Origin of the sequence: Burkholderia sp. Bp8994 (genome assembly GCF_003853805.1) — a bacterium.
Taxonomy (GTDB): Bacteria; Pseudomonadota; Gammaproteobacteria; order Burkholderiales; family Burkholderiaceae; genus Burkholderia.
In genome coordinates this window covers 66,982-91,961 of record NZ_QTQH01000004.1, presented here as the reverse complement: position 1 = coordinate 91,961, position 24,980 = coordinate 66,982, and the positions used below count along the sequence as shown (strand labels likewise).

The following is a 24,980-nucleotide window of genomic DNA, read 5'->3' as shown; positions in this document are numbered from 1 at the left end:
AAGGCGTTAGCGTAGCGCTATTGTCCGCGCGAATCAATGTTCGTTTGGGAACCGAAAGGCTGGCTCCGCCCGGAATCGCGCATTTTTCACCGAAAAAAGACTACATTTATCTTACATGAGATAAAATATCCGCGGCATCTCTCGCATGGCAAGACCTGCCTCCTTGCCACGCTCGCTAGCCTAGGGGGAGAGATGCCGCTGTTGCTTATGGGAAGCGCGTTTGCGCCCTGCCCGCGGCGTGCCCATTGCGGGCACGCCTCTTTTTGCTTTTGTTTACAATTTTGCCCGCCGCGCGGCAGCGGTTCGACCGGCGCCGCGCGTTCATTCCGCTCAGCGTGCGGCGTTCACGTCGGCGACCAGCAGCGCCGCCATGTTGACGATGCGGCGAACGGTCGCCGATTCGGTCAGCACGTGCACCGGCTGGGCCGCGCCCAGCAGGATCGGCCCGATCGCGATGTTGTTGCCGGCCGCCGTCTTCAGCAGGTTGTACGCGATGTTCGCGGCATCGATGTTCGGCAGGATCAGCAGGTTCGCGTCGCCTTCCAGCGTCGATTCCGGCAGGATTTCCTTGCGCAGCGCCGCGTCGAGCGCGACGTCGCCGTGCATTTCGCCGTCGACCTTCAATTCCGGCGCACGTTCCTGCAGGATCGCGAGCGTATCGCGCATCTTCTGCGCCGAAGGCGCGTTGCTCGTGCCGAAGTTCGAGTGCGACAGCAGCGCGACCTTCGGTTCGATGCCGAAGCGGCGCACTTCCTCGGCAGCCATGATCGTGATCTCGGCGAGTTGCTCCGGGGTCGGATCCACGTTCACGTGCGTGTCGACCAGGAAGATCTGGCGGCCCGGCAGCACGAGGCCGTTCATCGCCGCGTACACGCTGCAGCCCGGGCGCTTGCCGATCACCTGGTCGATGAAGTGCAGGTGGCGGTGCGTGGTGCTGATCGTGCCGCAGATCATCCCGTCCGCCTCGCCCTTCTTCACCAGCATCGAGCCGATCAGCGTCGTGCGGCGGCGCATCTCGACACGGGCCAGCTGCTCGCTGATGCCCTTGCGCGCCATCATCTTGTGGTACGTCTGCCAGAAATCGCGGTAGCGCTCGTCGTGCTCGGTGTTGACGACCGTGAAGTCGGTACCCGGCGTGAGGCGCAGGCCGTAACGCTGGATACGGTGCTCGATCACCGACGGACGGCCGATCAGGATCGGCTTCGCGAGTTTCTCGTCGACGATGATCTGGACGGCGCGCAGCACGCGCTCTTCCTCGCCTTCCGCGAACACGACCCGCTTCTTCTCCGCCGGCGCGCTGCGCGCGAGCTGGAAGATCGGCTTCATCGTCGTGCCGCTGTGATACACGAATTGCTGCAGGTGCTGCTTGTAGGCTTCCATGTCCTCGATCGGGCGCGTCGCGACGCCGCCGTCCATCGCGGCCTGCGCGACGGCCGGCGCGATCTTGACGATCAGGCGCGGATCGAACGGCTTCGGAATCAGGTATTCGGGCCCGAACGACAGGTCCTGGATCCCGTAGGCAGTCGCGACGATGTCGCTCTGCTCGTGCTGCGCGAGTTCGGCGATCGCGTTGACGGCCGCGATTTCCATTTCACGCGTGATCGTCGTCGCGCCGACGTCGAGCGCGCCGCGAAAGATGAACGGGAAGCACAGGACGTTGTTGACCTGGTTCGGGTAGTCGGTGCGGCCGGTCGCGAGAATCGCGTCGGGGCGCACTTCGAGCGCCAGTTCCGGCAGGATTTCCGGCGTCGGGTTCGCGAGCGCGAGGATCAGCGGGCGCTCGGCCATGCCCTTCACCATCTCCTGCTTCAGCACGCCGGCGGCCGACAGGCCGAGGAAGATGTCCGCGCCGTCGATCACCTCGGCCAGCGTGCGGGCTTCGGTTTCCCGGGCGAAACGCTCCTTGTCCGGATCCATCAGCTCGGTGCGGCCCTTGTAGACCACGCCGGCCAGGTCGGTCACCGTGATGTTCTCGAGCGGCAGGCCGATGTCGACCAGCAGGTCCAGGCAGGCCAGCGCGGCCGCGCCAGCGCCCGACGCGACGAGTTTCACCTTCTTGATGTCCTTGCCGACGACCTTCAGGCCGTTCGTGACGGCCGCGGCCACGACGATCGCGGTGCCGTGCTGGTCGTCGTGGAACACCGGGATCTTCATCCGCTTGCGCGCTTCGCGCTCGACGATGAAGCAGTCCGGCGCCTTGATGTCTTCCAGGTTGATCCCGCCGAAGGTCGGCTCCAGCGCGGCGATCACGTCGACCAGCTTGTGCGGGTCCGACTCGTTCAGCTCGATGTCGAACACGTCGATGCCGGCGAACTTCTTGAACAGTACCGCCTTGCCTTCCATCACCGGCTTCGACGCGAGCGGGCCGATGTTGCCGAGCCCCAGCACCGCCGTGCCGTTCGTGACGACGCCGACCAGGTTGCTGCGCGCGGTGAAGCGCGCGGCGTTCAGCGGGTTCTCGACGATCTCCTCGCACGCATACGCGACACCCGGCGAATACGCGAGCGCGAGGTCGCGCTGGTTGATCATCTGCTTGGTCGGTGCGATCGCGATCTTCCCCGGAGTCGGGAATTCGTGATAGTCGAGAGCGGCTTCGCGGAGCTTGGCTTTGGAGGAGGCTTGGGTCGACATGTGTCTCGTGGCGGGCGGATTAGAATGACTGTTCGACGGCATTGTAGCGCCAATCGAAGGCCGTCAGACCGGCGATTCGGGTGCGACAGCCGCGACATAAATGTACTGAACGGTGCAGGAACGGCACCGCTCGCTGCGTACAATGCCATTCCTTTCACCGCTTCCGGGTTCCTCCGCCGTGCCAGCCGCCCTGTCCGAGTTTTCGCTGATCGATCGCTTCTTCGCGCGCCGCGCGGCCCGGGGGGCGCGTGCGTCGACGCTCGGCATCGGTGACGATTGCGCGCTGATCGCGCCGCGATCCGGAAAATTGCTGGCCATTTCGACGGACATGCTGGTCGAGGGCCGCCACTTCTTCCCTGACGTCGCGCCCGACGCGCTCGGCCACAAGACGCTCGCGGTCAACCTGTCGGATCTCGCGGCGATGGGCGCCGAGCCGCGCGCGTTCACGCTCGCGTGCGCGCTGCCGCGCGCCGACGCGGCGTGGCTCGAGGCGTTCAGCAACGGCCTGTTCGCGCTCGCCGAGCGGTTCGGCTGCGAGCTGATCGGCGGCGACACGACGAGCGGGCCGCTGAACCTGTGCGTGACCGTGTTCGGCGAAGTCGCGCCGGATGCGGCGCTGCGGCGCGACGCCGCGCGCGACGGCGACGACGTCTGGGTGTCCGGCACGCTCGGCGACGCGCGCGCGGGGCTCGGGCTCGCGCGCGGCGAATGGAGCGCCGGCGCGGCCGAAGCCGCCGCGTTCCGGCAGGCACTCGAGCGCCCGGAGCCGCGCATTGCGCTCGGGCTCGCGCTCGCGGGCGTCGCGCATGCGGCGCTCGACATCTCGGACGGCCTCGCCGGCGACCTGCGGCACATCCTGACCCGCTCGAACGTGCGCGCCGAGATCGACGCCGACGCGGTTCCGCGCTCGGCCGCGCTCGCGACGCTGCCGCCCGACGTGCAGCGAAGCTGCACGCTGGCCGGCGGCGACGACTACGAGCTGTGCTTCACCGCGCCGGCCGCGGCCCGCGCCGCGGTCGAGGCAGCGGGCGCGAGCGCCGGGGTTCCGGTCACGCGAGTCGGTACAATACATGCGTTGTCCTCGCCGTCGGAGCAGCCCGCGATCGCGTGGCACGACGCCGCCGGCGCGCCCCTGACTCTCACGTTGCACGGTTTCGACCACTTCCATGCAGACTGACCCGACGACCGCGCAATCCGCGGCCGCGCCAGGCGCCGCCCGCAACGCGCCGCGGCGCGCCACCGTGCGCTTCATGCTGTCGCACCCGGCGCACATCGTGTCGCTCGGCTTCGGCAGCGGGCTCGCGCCGTTCATGCCCGGCACGTTCGGCACGCTGTTCGGCTGGCTCGCGTTCGTCGTGCTCAACCGCTACCTGACGGTGCCCGAATGGTGGGCGCTGATCGCGGTCGGTTTCGCGGCGGGCACGTGGGTCACCGGTTTCACCGCACGCAGGATGGGCACGAGCGATCCGGGCGCCGTCGTCTGGGACGAGATCGTCGCGATCTGGCTCGTGATGCTGTTCGTCACGCCCGCGACCTTCATCGGCCAGTTGTGGGCGTTCGTCGTGTTCCGCTGCTTCGACATGCTCAAGCCGCCGCCGATCCGCTATTTCGACCGTCGCGTGAAAGGCGGGCTCGGCATCATGGTCGACGACCTGATCGCCGCGTTCATGACGCTGCTCGTGATCGCGTTCTGGCGCTCCGTCGTCGGCTGACCGATTTCCCGACTCCCGTTTCCCGACGCGCATGCCAACCGATTCCGTCGTCCATCAGCTTGCGATCCGCGCAGGCAACAAGCTGCGTGACGAGCACCTGTCGCTCGCCACCGCCGAATCCTGCACGGGCGGCATGATCGCCGCCGCGATCACCGACATCTCCGGCAGCAGCCAGTGGTTCGAGCGCGGCTTCGTCACCTACTCGAACCAGGCCAAGATCGAGATGATCGGCGTGCCGCCCGACCTGATCGAGAAACACGGCGCCGTCAGCGAGCCGGTCGCGCGCGCGATGGCCGAGGGCGCGCTGCGCAACAGCCGCGCGCAGGTCGCGCTGTCGGTCACCGGCATCGCCGGCCCGGCGGGCGGCAGCGAGAAGAAGCCGGTCGGCACCGTGTCGTTCGCATGGAGCAACCGGCTGCATACCGACGTCGAAACGCTCGTGTTCAAGGGCGACCGCGAGCAGATCCGCACGCAGGCGGCCGCGCATGCGCTGCGCGGGCTGCTCAAGCTGCTCGACGAACGCGAAGGCTGATTCCCCCGCGCGACGGCAGGGGCGGCCGCCGCCCCTCGCCGCTTACTGGATCGCGTCGGGCTTCACGACGATCCAGTTCTTGTCCGCCGTGACCGGCAGGCCGAGCGCCTTCTGCTGCGCGGCCGATTCGTCCGACCATGCGCGGATCTGCGCCATCTGCTTGTCCTTCTTGTTCACCCACACGCGCACGCCGCCGCGCGCGACGTCGGTCGCGTTCAGCAGCATGTAGCCGTCGGATTTCGGCGTGTCGCCCGCGACGAGCACCGGCTTCTTCCACTGGTCGATCCAGCCGGCGATCGAGCCGAGCTTGCCTTCGTACCACGTCATCGGATTCATCAGGAACGGCGTGATCACGAGATTGCGGTTCGCGGCCTCGTCGTACTTGCCGGCCTTGATCTGCAGCCGCGACGTGGTCAGCGCGCCCGTCGCCGGGTCGCGCAGCAGCGTCGTCACGCCGATCACGTTCTGCGGCTTCACGTTGTAGCCGTATTTCGGATCGGACAGCACAAGCCGCGCGAGCTCCTCGTGCGCGGCGGTCATCACGTACACCTCGATACCGTTCTCGTGCAGCGCGTTGTACAGCTCCTGCATGCCGCGGAAGAAGCGCGGCGGGTTCGCGGTGCCGTCGACGACCTTGTCGCCCTGCCAGTAGCGGATCGGCACCGGCTTGCCGTCGGCGAGCATCGCGTCGACATGGCGCTTCAGGTCGGCCAGCGACAGCCCCGCGAACGCCTGCGCGATCCACGGGTAGCAGACCAGGTCGTCGATCTCGCAGAGCCGGTAGTAGTAGCTCGTCAGCGACTCCTTGTAGTCGGCCGAATCCTTGAACGGGATCAGCTTCAGCGACGGATCGAGCGAGTCGCGCGTCAGCACGCCGCGGTTCTCGAGATACGGCAGCAGCGACTCCTCGAGATCGTAGCGATAGGTCGTGTTGTCGGCGTCGAACACCGCGTAGTCGCCGCGGTTCGCGTGCGCGGCGATCATCGCGTTCAGCGCCTTCGCGCTGTCCGCCGGCCAGTGCGACAGGTCCGCCGCGTGGGCGAACGACATGCACAACGACGCGGCAAGCGCGCTCAGAAGACGTCGGGACAGCTTGGGCATGGCGCCGCTCCTTTTATGACATTCTGGTGACGGATCGATGACAAGCGGCAGCATCGCGCGATTGTGGCGCGGGCATGCGGTGCGCAAGCGACGGGAAGTTGTTCGCGTGCGCCAGGACGGCAAACACGCGAGGCAGGCGCGCGGCCCGCAGATGCGGGTTCGGCATTGAAGGGCCGCCCGGGCGGGCGGCCTGTGGCTCAGCGATATTTCAGCGATGCGCGTTGATCGTATCGCGCGTCTTCTGCGCGGCGAGCGCGGCGGCTTCGGCGAAATCCTCGCCCTTGCTCGCGTACAGGATCGCGCGCGACGAGTTGATCATCATCCCGCTGCCGTCGGCGGTGCGGCCCGCGTTGACGGTCGCCTGCACGTCGCCGCCCTGCGCGCCGATGCCGGGGATCAGGAGCGGCATGTCGCCGACGATCCCGCGCACGATCTCGATCTCCTTCGGGAACGTCGCGCCGACCACGAGGCCGAGCTGGCCGTTCTTCGCATTCCACTTGTTCGCCGCGAGGTCGGCCACGACCTGGTACAGCGGCCGGCCACCCGTTTCGAGGAACTGCAGGTCCGACCCGCCCGGGTTCGACGTGCGGCACAGCACGATCACGCCCTTGCCTTCATGCTCGAAGTACGGCTCGACCGAGTCGTAGCCCATGTACGGGTTCACGGTGACCGCGTCCGCGCGATAGCGCTCGAACGCTTCGCGCGCGTACTGCTCGGCGGTGCTGCCGATGTCGCCGCGCTTCGCGTCGAGGATCACGGGCAGGCCCGGATGCTGGAGGTGGATGTGCGCGATCAGCCGCTCGAGCTGATCTTCCGCGCGATGCGCGGCGAAGTACGCGATCTGCGGCTTGAACGCGCTCGCGTACTGCGCGGTCGCGTCGACGATCTGCCGGCAGAACTCGAAGATCGCGTCGGGCTGGCCGTCGAACTGCACGGGAAAACGCGACGGCTCGGGATCGAGGCCGACGCACAGCAGCGAATTCGTGCGCTGCCACGCGGCGCGCAGCGATTCGATGAAAGTAAGCGGGGAAGACATGGCGGATACTCGCGGCAAACCGTTGATAGACCGCGTATTTTACCCGCGTCGCCGGCGGCCTTCGCGCACGGCGGCGTCGACCCGTGCATCGGCCCGCTCGACGGTGAACGCGAAACGCCGCGTGAGCCGCTCGCCCGGCGCGAGCAGCGTCATCCCGTGCGCGGCCGCGCCGCCCGGCAGGTTCACCGCATTGATCGGATGATCGACCGGCTCGAAGCAGAAGAACGACTCGCCGGGCGGCGTATAGAGCACGTACGCATCGGCGTCGGCCGCGATCGTCAGCAACAGCCCGCGGCGCGGCCAGCTCACCGTCGCGTGGCCGCCCCAGCCGGTGAACGCGTGATTGACGAGCGTCGCCGGCAACGGATACGCGACGCCGAACTGCCAGGCCGGCGGCACGCACACGTGCCGCACCGGCAGGAAATCCGCGCCCGACAGCCACAGGCCGCCCGCGGCCGCAGCCAGCTCGGTCGCGTCGTCGCGCACCAGGAACGGGTGCAAGCCGAGCCCGAACGGCAGCCGTGCGCGCCCAGCATTCTCGATCGTCAGCGCGATCGACAGCGTCGTGTCGTCGAGCGCGAACGACTGGATCGCACGAAACGCGTACGGCGCGCCGCTCGCGCGATCGAGCGACAGCTGCAGCGTGGTGTCGGTCGCGTCGTCCACCTGCCACGGCGCGAGCCAGCCGTCGCCGTGGATCGGCAGCGGCTCGTCGCGGCGGTTGCGCGGCACCGCGACGCTGCGCCCGTCGCATTCGAAGCGACCGTTGCCGATCCGGTTCGAATACGGCAGCAGCGGATAGCACGCGAGTGCGTTCGGGTCCGTCGCCGTCTCCGGGTGTTCGCAGCGTCGGAACACCGGTACCAGCGCACCGTGGTCGCCGCGCCAGTCGAAGCGCGCGATGCCGCCGCCGAGGTGGGGCAGCACGTCGAGCCGCAGCGCCGCGTTCGACAGCGTGACGCCCGCCGCATGCGCGGCGCCGACGCCCTGCGCGAACGTGGCGGTCTGCGGGCCGGCGCTGACCGGCTGCGCGGCGGCAGCCAGGCGCGCACGGCGCGACTGGCTCGTGGACGACGACGATGCGCGCGAGGACGTGGCGGTCATGGTGAACTCCTTTGCTTCGTCGATGAAGCGATACGGATCGTCGCGCGGTGCCGCGCGAACACGGACATCGGCAATCAGGCCCAGCCGCCGTCGACCACCACGTCCTGCGCGGTGATCATCCGGCTGTCGTCGGCCGCGAGAAACAGCGCCATCCGGGCGAGATCGTCCGGCAGCAGCTCGGCGTCGATGCACTGGCCGGCCTTGATCGCCGCCCGGCCCGCGTCGTCGAGCCACAGCCTGCGCTGCTTGTCGGTCATCACCCAGCCGGGCACCAGCGAATTCACGCGGATCCCGAACGGGCCGAGATCGCGCGCGAGCCCGCGGGTGAGGCCCTGCACGGCGGCCTTCGCCATCACGTAGACGGGATAACCGCCGTTCTTCAGCATCCAGCTGATCGAGCCGAGATTGATGATCGCGCCGCCGCCGCGCTGCTTCATGTCGTCGATCACCGCCTGCGCGGCGAAGAACTGGTGGCGCAGGTTCACCGCGATGCCCGCGTCGAACGACGCGGGCGTCACGTCGCCGATCGCGTGGCGCGTGTCGTTCGCCGCGTTGTTCACGAGCACCGCGATCGCGCCGATCCGTACGCGGATCGTGTCGATCGCATGGCGCAGCGCGTCGATGTCGGTGAGGTCGCACGGGAGGAACAGCGGCGCGTGACGTACGTCCGGCGCCTGCGCGAGGCTTTCCGCGAGCGCCTGGCCCGCCTGTGCGTCGAGATCGACGAACGCCACGCGCGCGCCCTGCCGCGCGAAGTGCTCGACGAACGCCGCGCCGATGCCGGTCGCGCCGCCCGTGATCAGCACCGCGCGATCCTCGAGGCTCGGGTAGCGCGCATAACGCGCGTCGCTCGCGGCGCGCGGATCCGGCGCGGAAGTTTCGATGGTCATGCGAATCGTCTCCGTGGAATCGGTCAGTCGCGTACGCCGCGGTTCTTCAGCTGGTCGAGCAGCACGGCCGCGAGCAGGATCGCGCCGCGCACCAGGTACTGGTAGAACGCGTCGATGTTCAGCAGGTTCATCACGTTCTCGACGGTGCCCATGATCAGCACGCCGATCACGACGCCCGAGATCGTCGCGCGGCCGCCCATCAGCGACACGCCGCCGAGCACGCACGCGGAGATCACGTTCAGCTCGAAGCCCTGCGCGGCGTTCGGCTGGCCCGACGTGATGCGCGACGCGAGGATCACGCCGGCGAGCGCCGTCACCGCGCCCTGGATCAGGAAGATGTACACGCGCGTGCGTTCGACGTTGATCCCCGCGAGACGCGACGCCTCGGGGTTGCCGCCGATCGCGAGCGTGTTGCGGCCGTACACGGTCTGGTTCAGCAGCACGCCGAACACGATGAAGCACAGCAGCGTGACCCAGATCGGCAGCGACACGCCGAAGAGCGTGAGCCCGCCGAGCGCGATGAAGGTATCCGACGACACGCCGACCGCCTGCCCCTTCGACACGATGAAGCCGAGCCCGCGCACGATTTCCATCGTCGCGAGCGTCGTGATCAGCGCGTTGATGCGCAGGTACGCGATCACCGCGCCGTTCACGAAGCCGATCGCGGCGCCTGCCGCGACCGCCGCGACGATCGCGACGAACGTGTTGTCGGTCGCGTTCAGCACCATCGCGCACAGCACGCCCGAGAACGCGACGGTCGAGCCGATCGACAGGTCGAAGTCGCGCGACGCCAGACAGAACATCATCGTGCACGCGACCATCCCGATCTGCGAGATCGACAGCGCGAGGCCGAGCATGTTGTCGATCGAGAAGAAGTGATCGACCGTCAGCGACATCGTCAAGAACATCACCGCGAAGATCGCAATGAGGCTGTATTCGGTGAGGTGCTGCCACCACTTCTGGCGGTCGCTCTGCTGCGGAACCAGCGCGTCGGCCGACGGCTTCACGGCTGCGCTGGCGAGGTTTTCCCTGACTTGCATGGTTGTGTCTCCTGCTCCTGCATCGCGCGGCCCGCGCCGCGCGTGATCGATTCGAATGTCCTGCGTCGCCCGCGGCGACCTCACACTGCGTCAGCCGCCTCGACGACGCTCGTCTGCGGCAGCGCGAGGCTCAGCACCGCATGCTCGTTCGCCCGTTCGCGCGGCAGCTCGCCCGCGATCCGCCCTTCGCGCATCACGACGATGCGGTCGGACACGCCGAGCACTTCCGGCAGCTCCGACGACACCATCACGATCGCGCAGCCGCGCTCCGCGAGCCGGTAGATCACGTCGTAGATCTCGTGCTTCGCGCCGACGTCGATGCCGCGCGTCGGCTCGTCGAGGATCACGACCTTCAGGTCGGGCTCCGCGAGCCAGCGCGACAGGATCGCCTTCTGCTGGTTGCCGCCCGACAGGAAGCGGATCTTCTGCCGCCGGTTCGGCGTCTTGATCTTCAGCCGCTGGATGAAGCGGTCGGCCGTTTCGCTCTCGGTCTTGCGGTCGATGAACAGGCCCGCACGCAGCGAATGACGGCGGCAGCTGATGTTGATGTTCTCCGCGACCGACGCCATCGCGATGATCCCTTCCTCCTTGCGGTCTTCCGGACACAGCACGATGCCGTGACGGATCGCGTCGCCGGTGCGCTTCACGTCGATACGCCGGCCGTCGAGCGTCAGCGTGCCCGCGCGCCGGCGGTCGGCGCCGTACACGAGCCGCATCAGCTCGCTGCGTCCCGCGCCGACGAGGCCGAAGAACCCGACGATCTCGCCCGCGCGCACCGAGAAGCTCGCGGGTTCGCGCAGCGCCGGGCCATCGACGCCTTCCGCCGACAACCGCACGTCGCCGAGCGCGCGCGGCGCGTAATGGTAGATATCCGAAATTTCGCGCCCGACCATCTCGGCGACCAGCCGCTCGCGCGGCACGTCGGCGAGCGATTCGTGCGACGCGATCTTGCGCCCGTCGCGAAAGATCGTGCACGCATCGCACAGCCGGTAGATCTCGTCCATCCGGTGCGAGATGTAGATCAGCGCGCGGCCCTGCGCGCGCAGGTCGTCGACGAGCTTGAACAGCACCTCGGTCTCGCGATGCGACAGCGAGCTCGTCGGCTCGTCGAGCGCGATCACGCGCGCATTGCGCATCAGCGCCTTGCAGATCTCGACCATCTGCCGCTGCGCGATCGACAGCCGGCCGAGCTTAGCATCCGGATCGAGATCGACGCCCATCGCCGCGAGCCGCTCGCGCACGTGGCGCTTCGCCTCGCCCTTCCTCACCCAGCCGAGCGCATTCGGCAGGCGGCCGAGCAGCAGGTTCTCCGCGACCGTCAGGTCGGGCACGTACTGCAGTTCCTGGTGAATCACCGCGATGCCGGCCGCGATCGACGCGGCCGCACTCGAGAAATGCACGGGCTGGCCGTCGACCAGCACGCTGCCCGCATCGGGCTGGTATTCGCCGCCGAGAATCTTCAGCAGCGTCGACTTGCCCGCGCCGTTCTCGCCCATCAGGCCATGCACCTCGCCCGCGTGCACGTCGAACGAGATGCCGTCGAGTGCGCGCACGCCGGGAAATACCTTGCCGATATTGTCAAAACGCAGTGCCGCTGACACGTCGTCTCCCCACTTGCAGATCCATCGATCGCCGGCCGCCGCATCGCTGCGGCGGCCGGCGTGCCGCTTACTTCGAGGCAAGCCCCATCTCCTCGCGCACCTTCGACACGTTGTCGCGCGTCGCGAGCATGCCGGTGGTCAGCGTGAGCGGCGCCGGCGCCTTGCCCTGCGTGATCCACGTGTACATCAGCTCGGAGGTTTCCTCGCCGTGGCGCTTCGGGCTGATGATCACGGTGCCGTAGAAGCCCGTCGGCTGCGGCTTCTTGAACTCGTTCAACGCCGAATCGGAACCGCCGATGCCGATGCCGATCATGTTGTCCGCCTTGAAGCCGCGCCCTTCGGCCGCGCGCACCGCGCCGAGCACGGCCTCGTCGTTCAGGCCGTAGGCGACCCAGTGCTTGAACTGCGGGTTCTTGGTGAGCGCGATGTTCGCCGCGTTGAACGCGTTCTCGGTATCGGTCTTCGCCTGCGGCGCCGCGATCACGTTCGCCTTCGGAAAGCCGGCGGCCACCAGCGCATCGGTCGCGCCGCTCGTGCGGTCGTGCGCGGTCGGCAGTTGCTCGTAGGTGATGTCGATCGCGCCGACGTCCTTCATGTTCCAGCCGCGCTTCTTGATCTCGGCCGCGATGCCGTCGCCGACCTGCTTGCCGATGTTGTACGCGGAGATCCCCATGTGCGGCACCGCCTCGATCGGCTTGCCCGCGCCGTCGACGAGGCGGTCGTCGACCGTCATCATCTTCAGGTTGTGCGACTTCGCCTTCGCGACGATGCCCGGCCCGAGCTTCACGTCAGGCGTGCAGATGATGAAGCCCTGCGCCTTCTGCGCGGACAGGTTGTCGATCGCGCTCATCACCTTCTCGCCCGACGGCGCGCCGATCTTCACGAGCGTGAAGCCCTTGTCCTTCGCCGCGATCTCGGCGAACTTCCATTCGTCCTGGAACCACGGCTCTTCCGGCTGCTTCACGAGGAAGCCGATCTTGACCGGGTCGGCCGCGTGCGCCACCGGGCTTCCCATCACCACCGCGGCCGCGGCGGCCAGCGTTACGAACGTTCTGCGTTTCATCTCCAGTGTCTCCTTGTCTTCATCGAACGGAATGCAGCCGCTTGTTGGTTTCGACGCAGCGTGCGCGCGGCCGTCGCACGTGCGGTCTGTCGAATCGTTGCGTCAGTCGTGGTACAGCGCCGCGCGCCCGCCGTCGACGGTGATGCACGCGGCATTGATGAACGGCGCCTCGTCGGACGCGAGGAACACGGCCGTCATCGCGACTTCCTCCGGTTTGCCGATCCGCTTCATCGGCTGCAGCGCGAGCGTCTCGGCGCGCGCCGCGGCCGGGTCGGCCTGCGCATCCCACCAGTCGCGCGTGAGCTGCGTCTCGATGTAGCCGGGCGCGATCGCATTCACGCGCACGTTGCGCGCCGCGTATTCGATGCCAAGCGCACGCGTGAGGCCCAGCACGCCGTGTTTCGCGACCGGATACGGAAAGCAGCCCGGGATGATCCGGAACGCATGCGTCGACGCGATGTTCACGATGCTGCCGCGGCCGCGCTCGACCATGCCCGGCAGCGCCGCGCGGCAGCCGTGCCACACGCCGTCGAGGTCGACCGCGAAGCAGCGGCGCCAGTCGTCGTCCGTCATCGTCAGCGGATCGGCGAACACGTTGATGCCCGCGTTGTTCACCAGCACGTCGAGCGGGCCGAAAGCCGCTTCGGTCTGCGCGAGCGCGTCGCGTACCGAGTCCTGCCGCGCGACGTCCGCATGCAGCGCCAGCACGCGCGCGCCGTCGATGTCGTCGGTGATCGCCGCGGCCGTGCGCTGCGCCTGCGCGAAGTCGAGGTCGACGAGCGCGACGGCCGCGCCCTCGCGCGCGAACGCCTGCGCGATCGCAGCGCCGATCCCGCGGCCCGCGCCCGTCACCATCGCGACCTTGCCCGCGAGGCGTTCCATCATGCGGCTCCGCCGCGCGCCGCGCGCAGGCCGGCCTGGAACGCGCGTGCGTTCGCCGCGGTCGTGTCCGCCGACTGGCCGGGCCGGTACAGCGCCGAACCCAGGCCGAAGCCGTTGGCGCCTGCCGCGAGGAACGGCTGCATGTTGTCCGGCGTAATCCCGCCGACCGGAAGCAGCGGCACCGCGCGGTCGATCACCGCGCGCCACGCCTTCACGACGGGCACGCCGAGCTGCTCGGCCGGGAACATCTTCAGCACGTCGGCGCCGTTCGCGAGCGCGGCGAAGGCCTCGGTCGGCGTCGCGACGCCCGGTGCGCTCGCGAGCCCGCGCTCGCGCGCGCGGCGGATCACCGCCGCGTCGCTGTGCGGCATCACGATCAGCGTGCCGCCCGCGTCCTGCACGCGGTCGACGAATTCGGCGCGCAGCACGGTGCCCGCGCCGACGATCATGTCGTCGGGCAGCGCGCGGCGCAGCGCCGCGATGCTGCCGAACGGATCGGGCGAGTTCAGCGGCACCTCGACGATCCGGAAGCCGGCTTCATGCAGCGCAAGGCCGTGGTCGACAGCTTCCGCGGGCGCGATGCCGCGCATGATCGCGATCAGCGGGCACGCGTCGAACGCGCGCATCAGCGCGGCGTGCGGCGTGTACGGCGCGGGCAGCGTAAGGTCGGACGACATCGGCGGTTCCTCTTCAATCGGTTCATTGGTCGGCGCAGACGGGTTCGCCATCCGCGCGCACGAGTCCGGCACGCGACGCGATCCACCACATGCCGCGCTCGGTCGCCTGTGCGACGACGCGTGCATGCGTGCAGCCGAATACGCTCAGCGCGTCGACGTAGCGCGCGCACAATCCGTCGTCGCCGATCAGCAGCAGCGGCTGGTTCGCGAGCGCGACACCGCGCTCCGCGAGCATCGCGTCGAGCGCGTTCAGCTCATGGCCGATCAGCAGCCCGGACAGATAGTCGCCCTGCGCATCGGGCGCGAGCCGGTCGGTCAGGCCGAGCGTGCGCGTGCTGAAGATCGTTGCGAGCAGCCCCGCGCGCTGCGCGCCGCGGGCCACCGCGACACCGCGCGCGAACGCCGCGCGATCTGGCGACGCGCTCGCGCGCATCGTGCGGCCGAGGATCGTGTGATCGCGCAGCGCCGCGAACAGCTCGCCCGTCATGAAAGTCTGGAAGCGCTCGATGAGCCCGTCCTTCACCCATGCCCACTTCGCATGCGTGCCCGGCAAGCCGATCAGTACCCCTGAACGATCGGCATCAAGCATCGGATCGTTCGCGAGTGCGCCGAATATCTGCGTTTCTTCGCCGCGCATCACGTCGGGCAATTCGCCCGTCGCGATCACGCCCGGCACGATCGACACCGTCGTGCCGCGCGCCGTCGTCACCGTGACGAGCCCCGCGACGAGCGCGTCGGCGCCGGCCGGCACCGCGACGTACGGCGCCTCGCGCCAGCCCTGCGCGCTGCCGACCATCCCGGCCGCCAGCACCGGCACGCCCGGCGCGCGGTCGAGCCAGTCGCCGCACGCTTCCTCGAACACGACGTCGAAGGCACGCGCGCCGCCGGCCGGCACGTGCATCACGCCTGCCGCGCGGCTGCGCGTGTCGAGCAGCGCGCCGTGCGCGTCGAACAGATACGCGCGCAGCGACGTCGTGCCCCAGTCGAGCGCGATCAGCGACGGGGTGGCGGTGTTGGCGTCCGGAGCGGTCCGGGTCGAGTGGGTCATCGTTTGATCCTGCGGGTACCCTGCGGCGGGCTCCAGCCCAGTTCCGCGGAAATGGCTCGCGCTTCGCGCTGCACGAGCGGAATCAGTTCGTCCATCCGGTCGTGCGGCATGTACGGGATCGTGCTCGCGACCGATACGGCGGCGACGATCGCGCCCGACGCGTCGCGGATCGGTGCGGCCACGCAACGGATCGATGCTTCGTTTTCCTCGAGGTCGAACGTGTAGCCGCCGGCCGCGTAATGCGCCATGCGCTGCAGGAACGCGCTCGTCTCGGGCCGGTTGTCCGGCTTGAAATTGACGCCGGCCAGCGCGCGCCGCGCGGCTTCGAACAGCGAGCGCCACCGGTCCGGATCGAGGTCGAGCATCATCGCCTTGCCGATGCCGGTCGACGCGAGCGGCATCCGGTGGCCGACACGCGAACGCATCTCGAGGCCGCGCGTGCCGGGAATCTTGTCGATGTACAGCACGTCGTCGCCGTCGCGCACACCGAGGTGGATCGTGTCGAGCGTCGCTTCGGCGAGCGCCTCGAGGTGCGGCCGTGCAACCGCCGTGAGCGGCATCTGCTCGAGCGCGATCGTGCCGAGTTCGATCAGCTTCGGGCCGAGCAGGTAGCCGCCCTGCACCTGGCGCAGGTAGCGCGCCTGCACGAGGCTGCTGACGAGACGGTGCGTCGTGCTGCGCGTCGTGCCGAGCGCGGCGCCGATCGCGCGCATGTCGCGCGCGCCGTTCGCGATCGCTTCGAGGATCGCGAGGCCGCGCAGCAGCGTCTGCGTGCCGGCCTGCTGCGCGGCGAGGTCGAGCGGCGTGCTGGTCGCGCCGATGCTGTCGGTCAGCGGCGCATCGTCCGGCGTCGCGCGCCGGGCGTCGAGAGCAAGGGTATCGGGCATCTTGGTCATGGAACGGGCTTCTTCAGCGGAATCGGTCTAGCCGCTGTCGCGAGGCCGGAACGAAGTCCGGCGTCGCGGCAACGCGGCGGTCGATGCACCGAGGAAAGCGCCCGGCGAACGTCATGGAAGGTGTCTCCGTGTGCGTCGGGCGCCGCGCGATGCGTGGGTCCGAAGCTGTCGATGTGCTTCGGATTGTAGGAGCGCACGCACTCGCCTCCAATATTTGAGTGCGTTGTCCAGATAATGAGAAAAGCGACGGAAGCCGCGGCATTCGGCGCGGAACCGCCGCGCCATGCGCACGGGGGCGGAACCCGACACGTTGCGGGTCCCGCCCCCGTTATCCGCGCGCGGCGCGCTTACTGCTGGTTCGTGCTGCGCGCCTGCATGTAGCGCTGCACGTCGGAGAACGACACGCGGCCGCTACCGTTCGCGTCGATCTGCCGGAAGTGGTTCGCGACGTAGCCGAGGCCGGCCGCGCGCGCCTGCGCTTCGGTGATCGAGCCGGTGTTCTGCGTGTCGGCCGCGCCGAACTGCCGCGCGAGCTTGCGCACCACCTGCGCGTGCAGCGCGGCGCCCGTCGTCTGCGTGCCGGCGGTCGGCTTGCGCGCGGCCGGCGGCACGTATGGATCGCCGAGCTGCGCCTGGCGCGCGCGCGCCGGGGTGGCGGCGTCGCTCGCCTGAGCGAACGCGGACACCGATGCGGATGCTGCAACCCCGGCGCATGCGAGCGCCGCGGCAACGACGATGAAACGTTTCTTCATGTCAGGCTCCAGTCTGGAATGAGGTCGTCGACGGCCGGCGAACGGCGCCGCCGCGGGCGCGCGTCGCCAGGCCCGCACATCGCATCAGTGCGCGGCCGCGTTGTAGAAAGTCACGAGGTCGGCTTTCTCCTGCGGACGCGACGTATCGTCGAGATAGACCATGTGTCCACCCTGATAGTCCTTGATCGTCAGGTTCGGTTGCGTGCCGAGCCGCGCGAGGTCGAGCTCGGTCTGGTAGAACGGCGTCGCGATGTCGTGATACCCGTTCAGCGACAGCACCTTCAGCGACGGATTCAGCGTCAGCGCAGCCGCGAGATCGGGAATCGTGTCGGGCATCGCGAGGCCGTCGTGCGTCCAGTCCCAGGTCTCGATCGCATTGCTGCTGAGCGAATACGCCGACTGCGCGCTGTACTTCAGCACGTTCGGCAGGTAGTTGCCGATCGTGTCGGTGAACGGCTTCGTGATGAACGTGCTCGACGGGTCCCCGTCCGCCGCGAGCGGGCTCGACGACGGCACGTTCACGCGTGCGTCGTAGCGGCCGATCAGCGTGCCCGGGATCAGCGCCACCTGGAAGCTGTTGTCGAAGAAGGTCGGGACCACGTTGAAGTCAGCATTCCACAGCGACTGCTTCACGCCGGTCGAATTCACCATCGTCGTGACGAGCGCAGGCGCAGGCGGCGTGTGGCTCGCGAGATAGGCGTTCACGGCGGGCGTGTAGCTGCCGGCCGTCAGCCGGCGCATCTGGTCCGCGTACTGCGGCAGGCTCGACGGGTTCGGATTGTCGAGCTGGTAGTACGCGCCGACGGTGCCGTAGGACGGCACGAAGCCCGCGCAGCTCACCGGGCTCGCCCCGTTGTTCGAGTTGCCGACATAGTCGCTCGCCATGTCGCAGTTCGCGTTGTAGTTCAGGATCGACGACTGCAGCACGATGCCGTCGAGCTTCACGCCGGCCGTCTCGAGCAGGTTCGCGAGCACGTCGGTGCGCGGCGTGCCGTACGACTCGCCGAACAGGTATTTCGGCGAATCGTTGCGCTGGTTCACGGCGATGTAGCGCATCACGAAGTCGCGGAACGCGCCGCCGTCCTGGTCGACACCCCAGAACGTCTGGTTCGTGTTCGGCGCGATCGCCTCCGAGAAGCCGGTCCCGATCGCATCGACGAACACGAGGTCGGTCGTATCGAGCAGGCTTTCCGCGTTGTCGACGAACGGGAACGTCGAGGTATTCGCGTTCGGGTCGCCCGTCTGGATCCGCTTCGGACCGAACGAGCCGAGATGCAGCCACACCGATGCGGAACCGGGGCCGCCGTTGTACAGGAACGTGACGGGCCGCTTCGCCGCGGGCTGGTTGTCCGCGGTGTACGCGATGTAGAAGAACGAGGCTTCGGGCGCGCCCGTCTGCGGATTGCGCGCGACGAGATGGCCGGCGGTGGCCGTGTAGCGAATCGTCTTGCCGTTCAGCGTGATCTGGTGATGGGTGACGGCGGCCTTTTCGACCGCGGCGGACGCGTCGAGCGACGCGCTCGCGCTCGATGAATAACTGTTGGGATCGTTGTACGGCCTGTCCACCTGAGCGGCGGGATCGGCTGAATTGTCGGTACCTGCTGCCGAGGACGGGGTCACGTCGTCGTTGCAGGCCGTCAGAATCAGCGAAGAGAACACAACTCCCAACAACAGCTTCGCTTTGCTCGCTGGCATCGTTGCTTTCCTTCTCTCGAATGTTTTTTTGTGTCGAGCAGCCGGGTGAGCCGCCCCCCGCCTCGATTGCGGCCGATAAGCCGAGGCGCCGGCCAATATACGCGAGCGGGTCGGCTTTGAAAAATTTGGAAATATTCGATCGATGGCCGGTGCAGTGCACACCTTTCAGGAATGCTTCGATTCGCGAACCGTCGCTTTTCAGTCGCCTTTCGATTGCTTTCGTGTTTACTCCGGAGCACTAAAAATCACGCGGATTTCGTGCCATATCGACAAACAAAATTCCGCGCGTGCGGGCATTGCTCAGCAAAGCGAAATAGACGAATTCGTCTAATGGATGCGGCCCGAAATGCGGGCATCACGAATGCGCTGCAGTGCACCAATGGCGCACCGGCGACGGAACGGACAATGCGACGGCGCGCGTGCGCCGCTCACTGCGATTGCGGAAGTTCGGCCGCGCCCATCCGGCGGGCAATGACGGCCGCGCGCTGCGCCTGGTAGGCCGAGCCGCGGTGCGCGTCGAACCAGCGCGGCTTCGGCAGCATCACCGCGAGGCGCGCCGACTGCCATGCGCCGAGCCGGCTCGCGGGAATCCTGTAGTAATAACGGGCGGCGGCCTCGGCGCCGTACACGCCGCGACCCCATTCGACCGAATTCAGGTAGATCTCGAAGATCCGCTCCTTGTCGAGCACCGTCTCGAGCATCCACGTGATGATCAGCTCCTGCCCCTTGCGGATGTAGCTCTTCTCGCGCGACAGGAACAGGTTGCGCGCGAGCTGCTGGGTGATCGTCGAACCGCCCGCGACGATCCGGCCGCGCGCCTTGTTCTTCTCCCATGCCTGCAGGATCGCGTCGACGTCGTAGCCGTTGTTGGTCGCGAAGGTCGAATCCTCCGACGCGATCAGCGCGCGCTTCAGGTTGCGCGAGATCTGGTCGTACGGCACCCACTGGTGCTGGATCCGCGCGGGCGGCTTGTCGCGCGACAGCCACCATGCGTCGGTCCGCATGAACGCGGTCGAACCGGGATTGATGAACGACCACGCGGCGATCTGCACGAGATAGAACAGCTGCGTCGCGAGCCATGCGCCCGCGAACACCGAACCCGCATAGACGAGCCAGCGCGTCGCGCCGACCGTGCGCGTGCGCTGCGTGCCGCTTACCGCCACCACGTGCCGCGCTCCGCTCAGGCAGCCGCGAGCGCCTGGCGCAGCGCGGCCAGCACCGGTGCGCCGTCCGGCCGCACGCCGCGCCAGATGAAGAACGATTCGGCCGCCTGCTCGACCAGCATCCCGAGCCCGTCGGCCGTGCGCGCGCCGAGCGACGCCGCATGCTGCATGAACACCGTCGGCTGCGCGCCGTACATCATGTCGTACGCGAGCGTGCCCGCGCCGAACGCGGCCGCGTCGCACGCCGGCAGCGCCGCATCGAGGCTGCCTGCCGTCGCGTTGACGATCACGTCGTACGGCTCGGCACGCACGGCGTCCGGGCCGCCGCCCGACAGTACGCAGCCCGCATCGTGCGCGGCCTGCGTGAACTGGCCGACGAGCGCCTCGGCCTTGCTCGCGGTGCGGTTCACGATCGTGATCGACAGCGGCGCGCGCTCGAGCATCGGCAGCACGACGCCACGCGCCGCGCCGCCCGCGCCGAGCAGCAGGATGCGCGCGCCCGCGAGCGACACGCCGAGATTCGATTCGATGTCGCGCACGAGGCCGACGCCGTCCGTGTTGTCGCCGTAGATGCCGCCGTCGGCATCGATGCGCAGCGTGTTCACCGCGCCCGCCGCCGCCGCGCGCGGCGACAGCGTGTCGGCGAGCGCGTGCGCGTCGAGCTTGAACGGCACCGTCACGTTCGCACCGCGTCCGCCTTCGGCGATGAACGCGCGCACGGCGGCCTCGAAGCCGTCGACCGGCGCGAGCCGGTGCTCGTAGACGATCGCCTCGCCCGTCTGCGCGGCGAACTGCGCGTGGATGAACGGCGACTTGCTGTGCGCCACCGGGTTGCCGAACACCACATAGCGGTCGGCGCCGCTCGTCGACGCGGCTGCGTTCACGATGCGCGCCCCTCTTCGCTATCTTGGCCGTTGGCGGTCGCGGCCTCGTCGCCCGCGGCCGTCGCGCCGTCCGCTTCGGCCAGTGCTTCAGCCTCGGCTTGCGCCGACGCGTCCTGCGCATCGACCAGCGTGTCGTCGCCGCCTTCGTTCTCGTCTTCGTCGTCGGACGCGTCGCCGCTCGTCACGGTCGGCGCGTCGAGCACGTTAAGCAGCCGCACCGACGCCTCGATCGTCAGCTCGTCGAGCGACATCACGTCGAGCAGCACGCGCGTGCCGCGCGCATGCACGCCGAGCCCCGGCACGTGCAGCAGCAGCGGAATTTCCTCGAGGCGCACCAGGTCGCCCTTCACGACGCTCGCGACGACCTGCTTCTTCTGCTCCTGCGCGAGCCAGCGCAGGCACCAGAAGTACTCCATCCGGCGCTGGTAGTCGGCGTACGCGGTATAGGTGTCGTCGAAGCCCTGCACGACCGCGTACAGGTCGGCGTCCTTCGGCTTGAACGGCGCGGCGAGCTTCGCGGTGACGCCGTGCTGCACGCATGCCAGCAGTTGCCACTGGTTCACGAGGTCGACGTAACGGCGCAGCGGCGACGTGCTCCACGCGTATTGCGCGACACCGAGGCCTTCGTGCGGCGCGGCCGTCGTCTGCATCCGCGTGCGCTTCGGGCCCGGCGCGCCGAAGCCGCGCTGCGAGCGATAGATGCCGGGCACCGTGTGATCGTGCAGGAACGCGCCCCACGTCGAGTTCGCGAGGATCGCGAGCTCCGACACGATCAGGTCGAGCGGCGAGCCGCGGCGGCGCGGCGTGATCGTCACGTGCTCGCCTTCGACGTAGAAGTTGTAGTCGGTGTTGCGCTGCACTTCGCGCTTCAGGCCGTAGCCCGCGCGCGCGACCTGGCGCTTCTCGAACAGCGCCTGCGCGAGCGGCCACAGCACGGCGATGTCGTCCTTGTGCGGATAGTCGCCGGTGCCGGCGGCGAGCGTCTCTTCGTTGACGAGCTCGTCGAGCGTGTTGTGGCGCAGGTTGTTCTTCACGAACACCAGTTCGGCGCGCGTCTCGTTCGCGACGATCTCCTGCGTCTCGCGGTTGACGATGATGTACAGCGACAGCGCCGGGCGGTAGTCGCCTTCCTTCAGCGTGAACACGTCGACCACGTCGTCCGGCAGCATCGTGATCTTGTCGCCCGGCATGTAGACGGTCGACAGGCGCGCGCGCGCGATCGCGTCGACTGCGTCGCCGCGCACGATGCCGAGCGCCGGCGCCGCGATGTGCACGCCGATCCGCACGCGACCGTCGGACAGGTGCTCGACCGAGAACGCGTCGTCGATTTCGGTCGTCGTGATGTCGTCGATCGAGAACGCCTCGACGTCCGCGCGCGGCAGGTCGTCCGGCAGCGGGCCGACCGTGACGGCCGGGAAGCCCGTGCCGTGCGGGAAGAATTCCGCGAGGAAGCGCGCCTCGTGCAGCGCACGCGGCGACGCGATGCCGCCGCAGTCGAGCATCAGCCGCGCCGGCGACACGCCGCGCGCGCCGGCCGCCGCTTCCATCGCCTTGTATTCGATCGCATTCTTGTCCGGCCGCGTGAGCAGCCCGAGCACCTTGCCCGCGAACGCTTCCGGCAGCTTGCCGGCCTTCAGCTCCTCTTCGTACTGCGCCTGGACGAGCGCCTGCTGGCGCTTGCGCTCGAGCGACGCGAGCGCCATCTTGAGCTGCTCTTCCGGCGCGCGCTGATACTGGCCGCGCCCCTTGCGGCGGAAGTAGACGGGCGAGCCGTGCAGCCGCAGCACCAGCGCCGCGCGCTCGACCGGGCCGTAGGTCGCGCCGAAGTATTCCGCGGCCAGCGCCGTATACGCGAATTCGTCGGCCGGCGCGCATTCCCACAGGAAATCCAGGTCGATCTGCTGCGCGGCCGTGTCGGCTTCCTGCATCAGCTCGCTCGCGGCCGGCTTCTCGAATTCGATCAGCACGTCTTTCGCGCGCACCTTCGCCCGCCGCCCGCCGGGCAACTCGACTTGAAACGCGTCGCCCTGGCGCGACAGCACGCTGCCCGCCTTGAAACTGCCCGATTCCTCGAAGAAAACGTTCACTCAGTACTCTCGTTCAGACTGCCGGGCGCCGCATCGGCGGCGCCGCATGATGATGGGAATTCGATCGGCATGACGCCGGGTTCATGACGTTCGGTCGTCGCAAAAAGCGAGAACGTCGTCGACATAGTCGGCAAATTCGCTGATTCCGTGGTCGCTGCCTTCGATCACGCGCGTTTTCGCGCCCGGGTAGTGGGCGAGCATCTCGCGGTAGTCCAGCACTTCGTCGCCCGTCGCCGCGAACAGATAGTAGCGTTCGGGCCGCGAAATCGCCGGCACGCGCAGCGCGTCGAGCTCCTGCAGGTGATGGCGTTCGACGACGATCGAGCCGCCGCCGTGCCACAGCGGCTGTTCGCCCAGATGCTGCTCGAGGTCGCGCTGCGGCACGATCGCCGGATTCAGCAGCACCGCCTTCCAGCCGTGCTTTTCGGCGAGCCAGGTCGCGTAGTAGCCGCCGAGCGAGCTGCCGATCACCGTCACGTCGCGCACCCCGGCCACCGCGGCTTCCGCGACGGCGATCGCCTCGAGCGGCGACACCGACAGCGACGGGCAGCGCCATTCGGGCGTGCGGCCGAGCTCGGCCATGCGCGCGGCGAGGAGCCGCGACTTCTGCGACTCCGGCGACGACCGGAACCCGTGCAGGTACAGGATCACGCGCGGCTCCCGAGCGCGTCGAGCAGCTTCTGGTGCACGCCGCCGAAGCCGCCGTTGCTCATCACGAGCACGTGGTCGCCCGGACGCGCGGCCTCGACGACCGACTTCACCAAGAGATGGAGATCGTCGAACGCGCGGGCCTTGTCGCCGAGCGGCGCGAGCGCGTCGCCGAGGTTCCAGCCGAGCGCGTCGCGCCCGGTCGGTGCGCCGTAGCCGAACACCAGGTCGGCGTCGGCGAGACTGGCCGGCAGTTGCGCCTTCATCACGCCGAGCTTCATCGTGTTCGAACGCGGCTCGAGCACGGCGAGAATACGGGAGTTTTGGCGGCCGATGCGTGCACGAAGGCCGGCGATCGTGGTTTCGATCGCGGTCGGATGGTGCGCGAAGTCGTCGTAGACGGTTACCCCATCCACGCTGCCGCGCACTTCCATGCGCCGCTTCACGTTGCGAAACGATGCGAGCGATTCGGCGGCCTGCGCGGGCGGCACGCCGACGTGGCGGGCGGCGGCGATCGCCGCGAGCGCGTTCATCCGGTTGTGGTCGCCCTGCACCTGCCACGCGACCTCACCGACACGCTCGGCCTGCGAATACACCGCGAAGCGCTCGTCGACCGGTACGCCGTCCTCGGCCGGCAGTGCCTGCCAGCCGCCATCGACGCCGAAGCGCTCGACCTCGCTCCAGCAGCCGCGCGCGAGCACGCGCTCGAGCGCGTCCGAGCGGCCGTTGGTCACGATCCGGCCGACGCCCGGCACGGTGCGCACGAGATGATGGAATTGCGTTTCGATCGCGGCGAGATCCGGGAAGATGTCGGCGTGATCGAATTCGAGATTGTTGAGCACCGCGGTGCGCGGCCGGTAATGGACGAACTTCGAGCGCTTGTCGAAGAACGCCGTGTCGTATTCGTCGGCCTCGATCACGAAGAAACTCGAATCGGTCAGCCGCGCCGACACGCCGAAGTTCAGCGGCACGCCGCCGATCAGGAAGCCCGGGTTCAGGCCGGCATCTTCCAGCAGCCACGCGAGCATCGACGACGTGGTCGTCTTGCCGTGCGTGCCCGCGACCGCCAGCACCCACTTGCCTGCCAGCACGTGTTCGCCGAGCCATTGTGGGCCGGATACATAAGGCAGGCCGCGATCGAGGATCGCCTCCATCAGCGGGTTGCCGCGCGTGACGACGTTGCCGATCACGAACAGGTCTGGCTTCAGGTCGATCTGCTCGGCGCCGTAGCCCTCGATCAGCGTGATGCCCTGCGCCTCGAGCTGCGTGCTCATCGGCGGATAGACGCCCGCGTCGCAACCCGTCACCGTGTGGCCGGCCTCGCGCGCGAGCACGGCGAGACCGCCCATGAAGGTGCCGCAGATGCCAAGAATGTGGATGTGCATAGATGAATGCTTTCGCGCCGCCGGGCGCCGTCGATTCGGAAAGATGGTCTGCGGCACGCCGGACAGGCCGCCCGGCCAACGACTTTCGCCGCGACACAAAGACCGTCATTGTAACTGACGGCCCGCCGTGCCCGGCGGCCCGAACGACGGATC

Annotated in this window: 22 protein-coding genes; 3 read left to right on the top strand and 19 right to left on the bottom strand. The window is 68.4% G+C overall.

Annotated elements, in window-relative coordinates:
• Positions 1–330 precede the first annotated feature (330 nt).
• Positions 331–2,673, bottom strand: coding sequence for an NADP-dependent malic enzyme (locus tag DIE04_RS05340; RefSeq protein WP_311766318.1), 2,343 nt, complete (start codon positions 2,671–2,673; stop codon positions 331–333).
• A gap of 100 nt (positions 2,674–2,773) precedes the next feature.
• On the opposite strand from DIE04_RS05340, the gene thiL reads away from it, so the two are divergent.
• Genes thiL through DIE04_RS05325 form a run of 3 tightly spaced genes read left to right on the top strand, consistent with a single transcriptional unit; the run spans position 2,774 to position 4,875 of the window.
• Positions 2,774–3,808 (top strand): thiamine-phosphate kinase, encoded by a 1,035-nt coding sequence (gene thiL / locus DIE04_RS05335; RefSeq protein WP_124519993.1) that lies wholly within the window; start codon positions 2,774–2,776, stop codon positions 3,806–3,808.
• A complete protein-coding gene (locus tag DIE04_RS05330) occupies positions 3,798–4,343 on the top strand; it encodes a phosphatidylglycerophosphatase A (protein WP_124488251.1) in 546 nt (181 codons plus the stop codon). The genes thiL and DIE04_RS05330 overlap by 11 nt, the downstream gene beginning before the upstream one ends.
• A 31-nt stretch (positions 4,344–4,374) precedes the next feature.
• On the top strand, positions 4,375–4,875 hold the full coding sequence (locus DIE04_RS05325; protein WP_044844180.1) for a CinA family protein: 501 nt from the start codon (positions 4,375–4,377) through the stop codon (positions 4,873–4,875).
• A 42-nt stretch (positions 4,876–4,917) separates the two neighbouring features.
• Here DIE04_RS05325 and DIE04_RS05320 read toward each other — a convergent pair whose 3' ends face one another.
• From DIE04_RS05320 to mpl, 18 genes are all read right to left on the bottom strand, one after another.
• Entirely contained in the window at positions 4,918–5,976 is a 1,059-nt protein-coding gene (locus DIE04_RS05320) for a haloacid dehalogenase-like hydrolase (RefSeq protein ID WP_124519995.1), read from the bottom strand.
• Positions 5,977–6,184: 208 nt separating this feature from the next.
• On the bottom strand, positions 6,185–7,012 hold the full coding sequence (gene pyrF / locus DIE04_RS05315) for an orotidine-5'-phosphate decarboxylase (protein WP_124488249.1): 828 nt from the start codon (positions 7,010–7,012) through the stop codon (positions 6,185–6,187).
• Positions 7,013–7,051: 39 nt separating this feature from the next.
• Positions 7,052–8,116, bottom strand: a complete 1,065-nt coding sequence (locus DIE04_RS05310; RefSeq protein ID WP_124519997.1) for an aldose 1-epimerase — start codon at positions 8,114–8,116, stop codon at positions 7,052–7,054.
• Between the two features lie 74 nt (positions 8,117–8,190).
• Positions 8,191–9,006 (bottom strand): SDR family NAD(P)-dependent oxidoreductase, encoded by an 816-nt coding sequence (locus DIE04_RS05305; protein WP_124488247.1) that lies wholly within the window; start codon positions 9,004–9,006, stop codon positions 8,191–8,193.
• Between the two features lie 23 nt (positions 9,007–9,029).
• Positions 9,030–10,046, bottom strand: a complete 1,017-nt coding sequence (gene araH / locus DIE04_RS05300; RefSeq protein ID WP_044844185.1) for an L-arabinose ABC transporter permease AraH — start codon at positions 10,044–10,046, stop codon at positions 9,030–9,032.
• Between the two features lie 80 nt (positions 10,047–10,126).
• A complete protein-coding gene (gene araG / locus DIE04_RS05295; protein WP_044844186.1) occupies positions 10,127–11,647 on the bottom strand; it encodes an L-arabinose ABC transporter ATP-binding protein AraG in 1,521 nt (506 codons plus the stop codon).
• 67 nt (positions 11,648–11,714) lie between these two features.
• Positions 11,715–12,710: an arabinose ABC transporter substrate-binding protein gene (locus tag DIE04_RS05290; RefSeq protein WP_044844187.1), complete on the bottom strand. Its 996-nt coding sequence runs from the start codon at positions 12,708–12,710 to the stop codon at positions 11,715–11,717.
• A gap of 102 nt (positions 12,711–12,812) precedes the next feature.
• The gene (locus DIE04_RS05285) at positions 12,813–13,592 is read right to left on the bottom strand and encodes an SDR family oxidoreductase (protein ID WP_124520043.1); all 780 of its coding nucleotides are present in this window, start codon (positions 13,590–13,592) and stop codon (positions 12,813–12,815) included.
• Positions 13,592–14,269, bottom strand: coding sequence for a 2-dehydro-3-deoxy-6-phosphogalactonate aldolase (locus tag DIE04_RS05280; protein WP_044844188.1), 678 nt, complete (start codon positions 14,267–14,269; stop codon positions 13,592–13,594). Before DIE04_RS05280 ends, DIE04_RS05285 begins: the two co-directional genes overlap by 1 nt.
• Before the next feature lie 22 nt (positions 14,270–14,291).
• Positions 14,292–15,317 (bottom strand): 2-dehydro-3-deoxygalactonokinase, encoded by a 1,026-nt coding sequence (locus DIE04_RS05275; RefSeq protein ID WP_124519999.1) that lies wholly within the window; start codon positions 15,315–15,317, stop codon positions 14,292–14,294.
• Positions 15,314–16,213: an IclR family transcriptional regulator gene (locus DIE04_RS05270; protein ID WP_044844190.1), complete on the bottom strand. Its 900-nt coding sequence runs from the start codon at positions 16,211–16,213 to the stop codon at positions 15,314–15,316. Before DIE04_RS05270 ends, DIE04_RS05275 begins: the two co-directional genes overlap by 4 nt.
• A gap of 347 nt (positions 16,214–16,560) precedes the next feature.
• Entirely contained in the window at positions 16,561–16,965 is a 405-nt protein-coding gene (locus tag DIE04_RS05260; protein ID WP_044844191.1) for a hypothetical protein, read from the bottom strand.
• Between the two features lie 84 nt (positions 16,966–17,049).
• Positions 17,050–18,660, bottom strand: coding sequence for a S10 family peptidase (locus DIE04_RS05255; RefSeq protein WP_124520001.1), 1,611 nt, complete (start codon positions 18,658–18,660; stop codon positions 17,050–17,052).
• Between the two features lie 428 nt (positions 18,661–19,088).
• Positions 19,089–19,826, bottom strand: a complete 738-nt coding sequence (gene mtgA, locus DIE04_RS05250; RefSeq protein WP_124520003.1) for a monofunctional biosynthetic peptidoglycan transglycosylase — start codon at positions 19,824–19,826, stop codon at positions 19,089–19,091.
• 14 nt (positions 19,827–19,840) lie between these two features.
• Positions 19,841–20,707 carry a shikimate dehydrogenase gene (gene aroE / locus DIE04_RS05245; protein ID WP_124488241.1) on the bottom strand — a complete coding sequence of 289 codons (867 nt, stop codon included), beginning with the start codon at positions 20,705–20,707 and terminating at the stop codon, positions 19,841–19,843.
• The gene (locus DIE04_RS05240) at positions 20,704–22,794 is read right to left on the bottom strand and encodes an RNB domain-containing ribonuclease (RefSeq protein ID WP_124520005.1); all 2,091 of its coding nucleotides are present in this window, start codon (positions 22,792–22,794) and stop codon (positions 20,704–20,706) included. Before DIE04_RS05240 ends, aroE begins: the two co-directional genes overlap by 4 nt.
• Positions 22,795–22,875: 81 nt before the next feature.
• On the bottom strand, positions 22,876–23,445 hold the full coding sequence (locus DIE04_RS05235; protein WP_044844196.1) for a YqiA/YcfP family alpha/beta fold hydrolase: 570 nt from the start codon (positions 23,443–23,445) through the stop codon (positions 22,876–22,878).
• Positions 23,442–24,827, bottom strand: coding sequence for a UDP-N-acetylmuramate:L-alanyl-gamma-D-glutamyl-meso-diaminopimelate ligase (gene mpl, locus DIE04_RS05230; RefSeq protein ID WP_059689100.1), 1,386 nt, complete (start codon positions 24,825–24,827; stop codon positions 23,442–23,444). Before mpl ends, DIE04_RS05235 begins: the two co-directional genes overlap by 4 nt.
• Positions 24,828–24,980: the final 153 nt, after the last annotated feature.

What these genes read in the sequence shown, in the direction of transcription:
- DIE04_RS05305 (WP_124488247.1), bottom strand. Translation starts at nt 9,006, where the DNA reads ATGACCATCGAAACTTCCGCGCCGGATCCGCGCGCCGCGAGCGACGCG.
- DIE04_RS05290 (WP_044844187.1), bottom strand. Translation starts at nt 12,710, where the DNA reads ATGAAACGCAGAACGTTCGTAACGCTGGCCGCCGCGGCCGCGGTGGTG.
- DIE04_RS05330 (WP_124488251.1), top strand. Translation starts at nt 3,798, where the DNA reads ATGCAGACTGACCCGACGACCGCGCAATCCGCGGCCGCGCCAGGCGCC.
- DIE04_RS05260 (WP_044844191.1), bottom strand. Translation starts at nt 16,965, where the DNA reads ATGAAGAAACGTTTCATCGTCGTTGCCGCGGCGCTCGCATGCGCCGGG.
- DIE04_RS05310 (WP_124519997.1), bottom strand. Translation starts at nt 8,116, where the DNA reads ATGACCGCCACGTCCTCGCGCGCATCGTCGTCGTCCACGAGCCAGTCG.
- DIE04_RS05320 (WP_124519995.1), bottom strand. Translation starts at nt 5,976, where the DNA reads ATGCCCAAGCTGTCCCGACGTCTTCTGAGCGCGCTTGCCGCGTCGTTG.
- DIE04_RS05270 (WP_044844190.1), bottom strand. Translation starts at nt 16,213, where the DNA reads ATGACCAAGATGCCCGATACCCTTGCTCTCGACGCCCGGCGCGCGACG.
- DIE04_RS05275 (WP_124519999.1), bottom strand. Translation starts at nt 15,317, where the DNA reads ATGACCCACTCGACCCGGACCGCTCCGGACGCCAACACCGCCACCCCG.
- DIE04_RS05280 (WP_044844188.1), bottom strand. Translation starts at nt 14,269, where the DNA reads ATGTCGTCCGACCTTACGCTGCCCGCGCCGTACACGCCGCACGCCGCG.
- pyrF (WP_124488249.1), bottom strand. Translation starts at nt 7,012, where the DNA reads ATGTCTTCCCCGCTTACTTTCATCGAATCGCTGCGCGCCGCGTGGCAG.
- DIE04_RS05325 (WP_044844180.1), top strand. Translation starts at nt 4,375, where the DNA reads ATGCCAACCGATTCCGTCGTCCATCAGCTTGCGATCCGCGCAGGCAAC.
- DIE04_RS05285 (WP_124520043.1), bottom strand. Translation starts at nt 13,592, where the DNA reads ATGGAACGCCTCGCGGGCAAGGTCGCGATGGTGACGGGCGCGGGCCGC.
- araH (WP_044844185.1), bottom strand. Translation starts at nt 10,046, where the DNA reads ATGCAAGTCAGGGAAAACCTCGCCAGCGCAGCCGTGAAGCCGTCGGCC.
- DIE04_RS05255 (WP_124520001.1), bottom strand. Translation starts at nt 18,660, where the DNA reads ATGCCAGCGAGCAAAGCGAAGCTGTTGTTGGGAGTTGTGTTCTCTTCG.
- mpl (WP_059689100.1), bottom strand. Translation starts at nt 24,827, where the DNA reads ATGCACATCCACATTCTTGGCATCTGCGGCACCTTCATGGGCGGTCTC.
- DIE04_RS05340 (WP_311766318.1), bottom strand. Translation starts at nt 2,673, where the DNA reads ATGCCGTCGAACAGTCATTCTAATCCGCCCGCCACGAGACACATGTCG.
- thiL (WP_124519993.1), top strand. Translation starts at nt 2,774, where the DNA reads ATGCCATTCCTTTCACCGCTTCCGGGTTCCTCCGCCGTGCCAGCCGCC.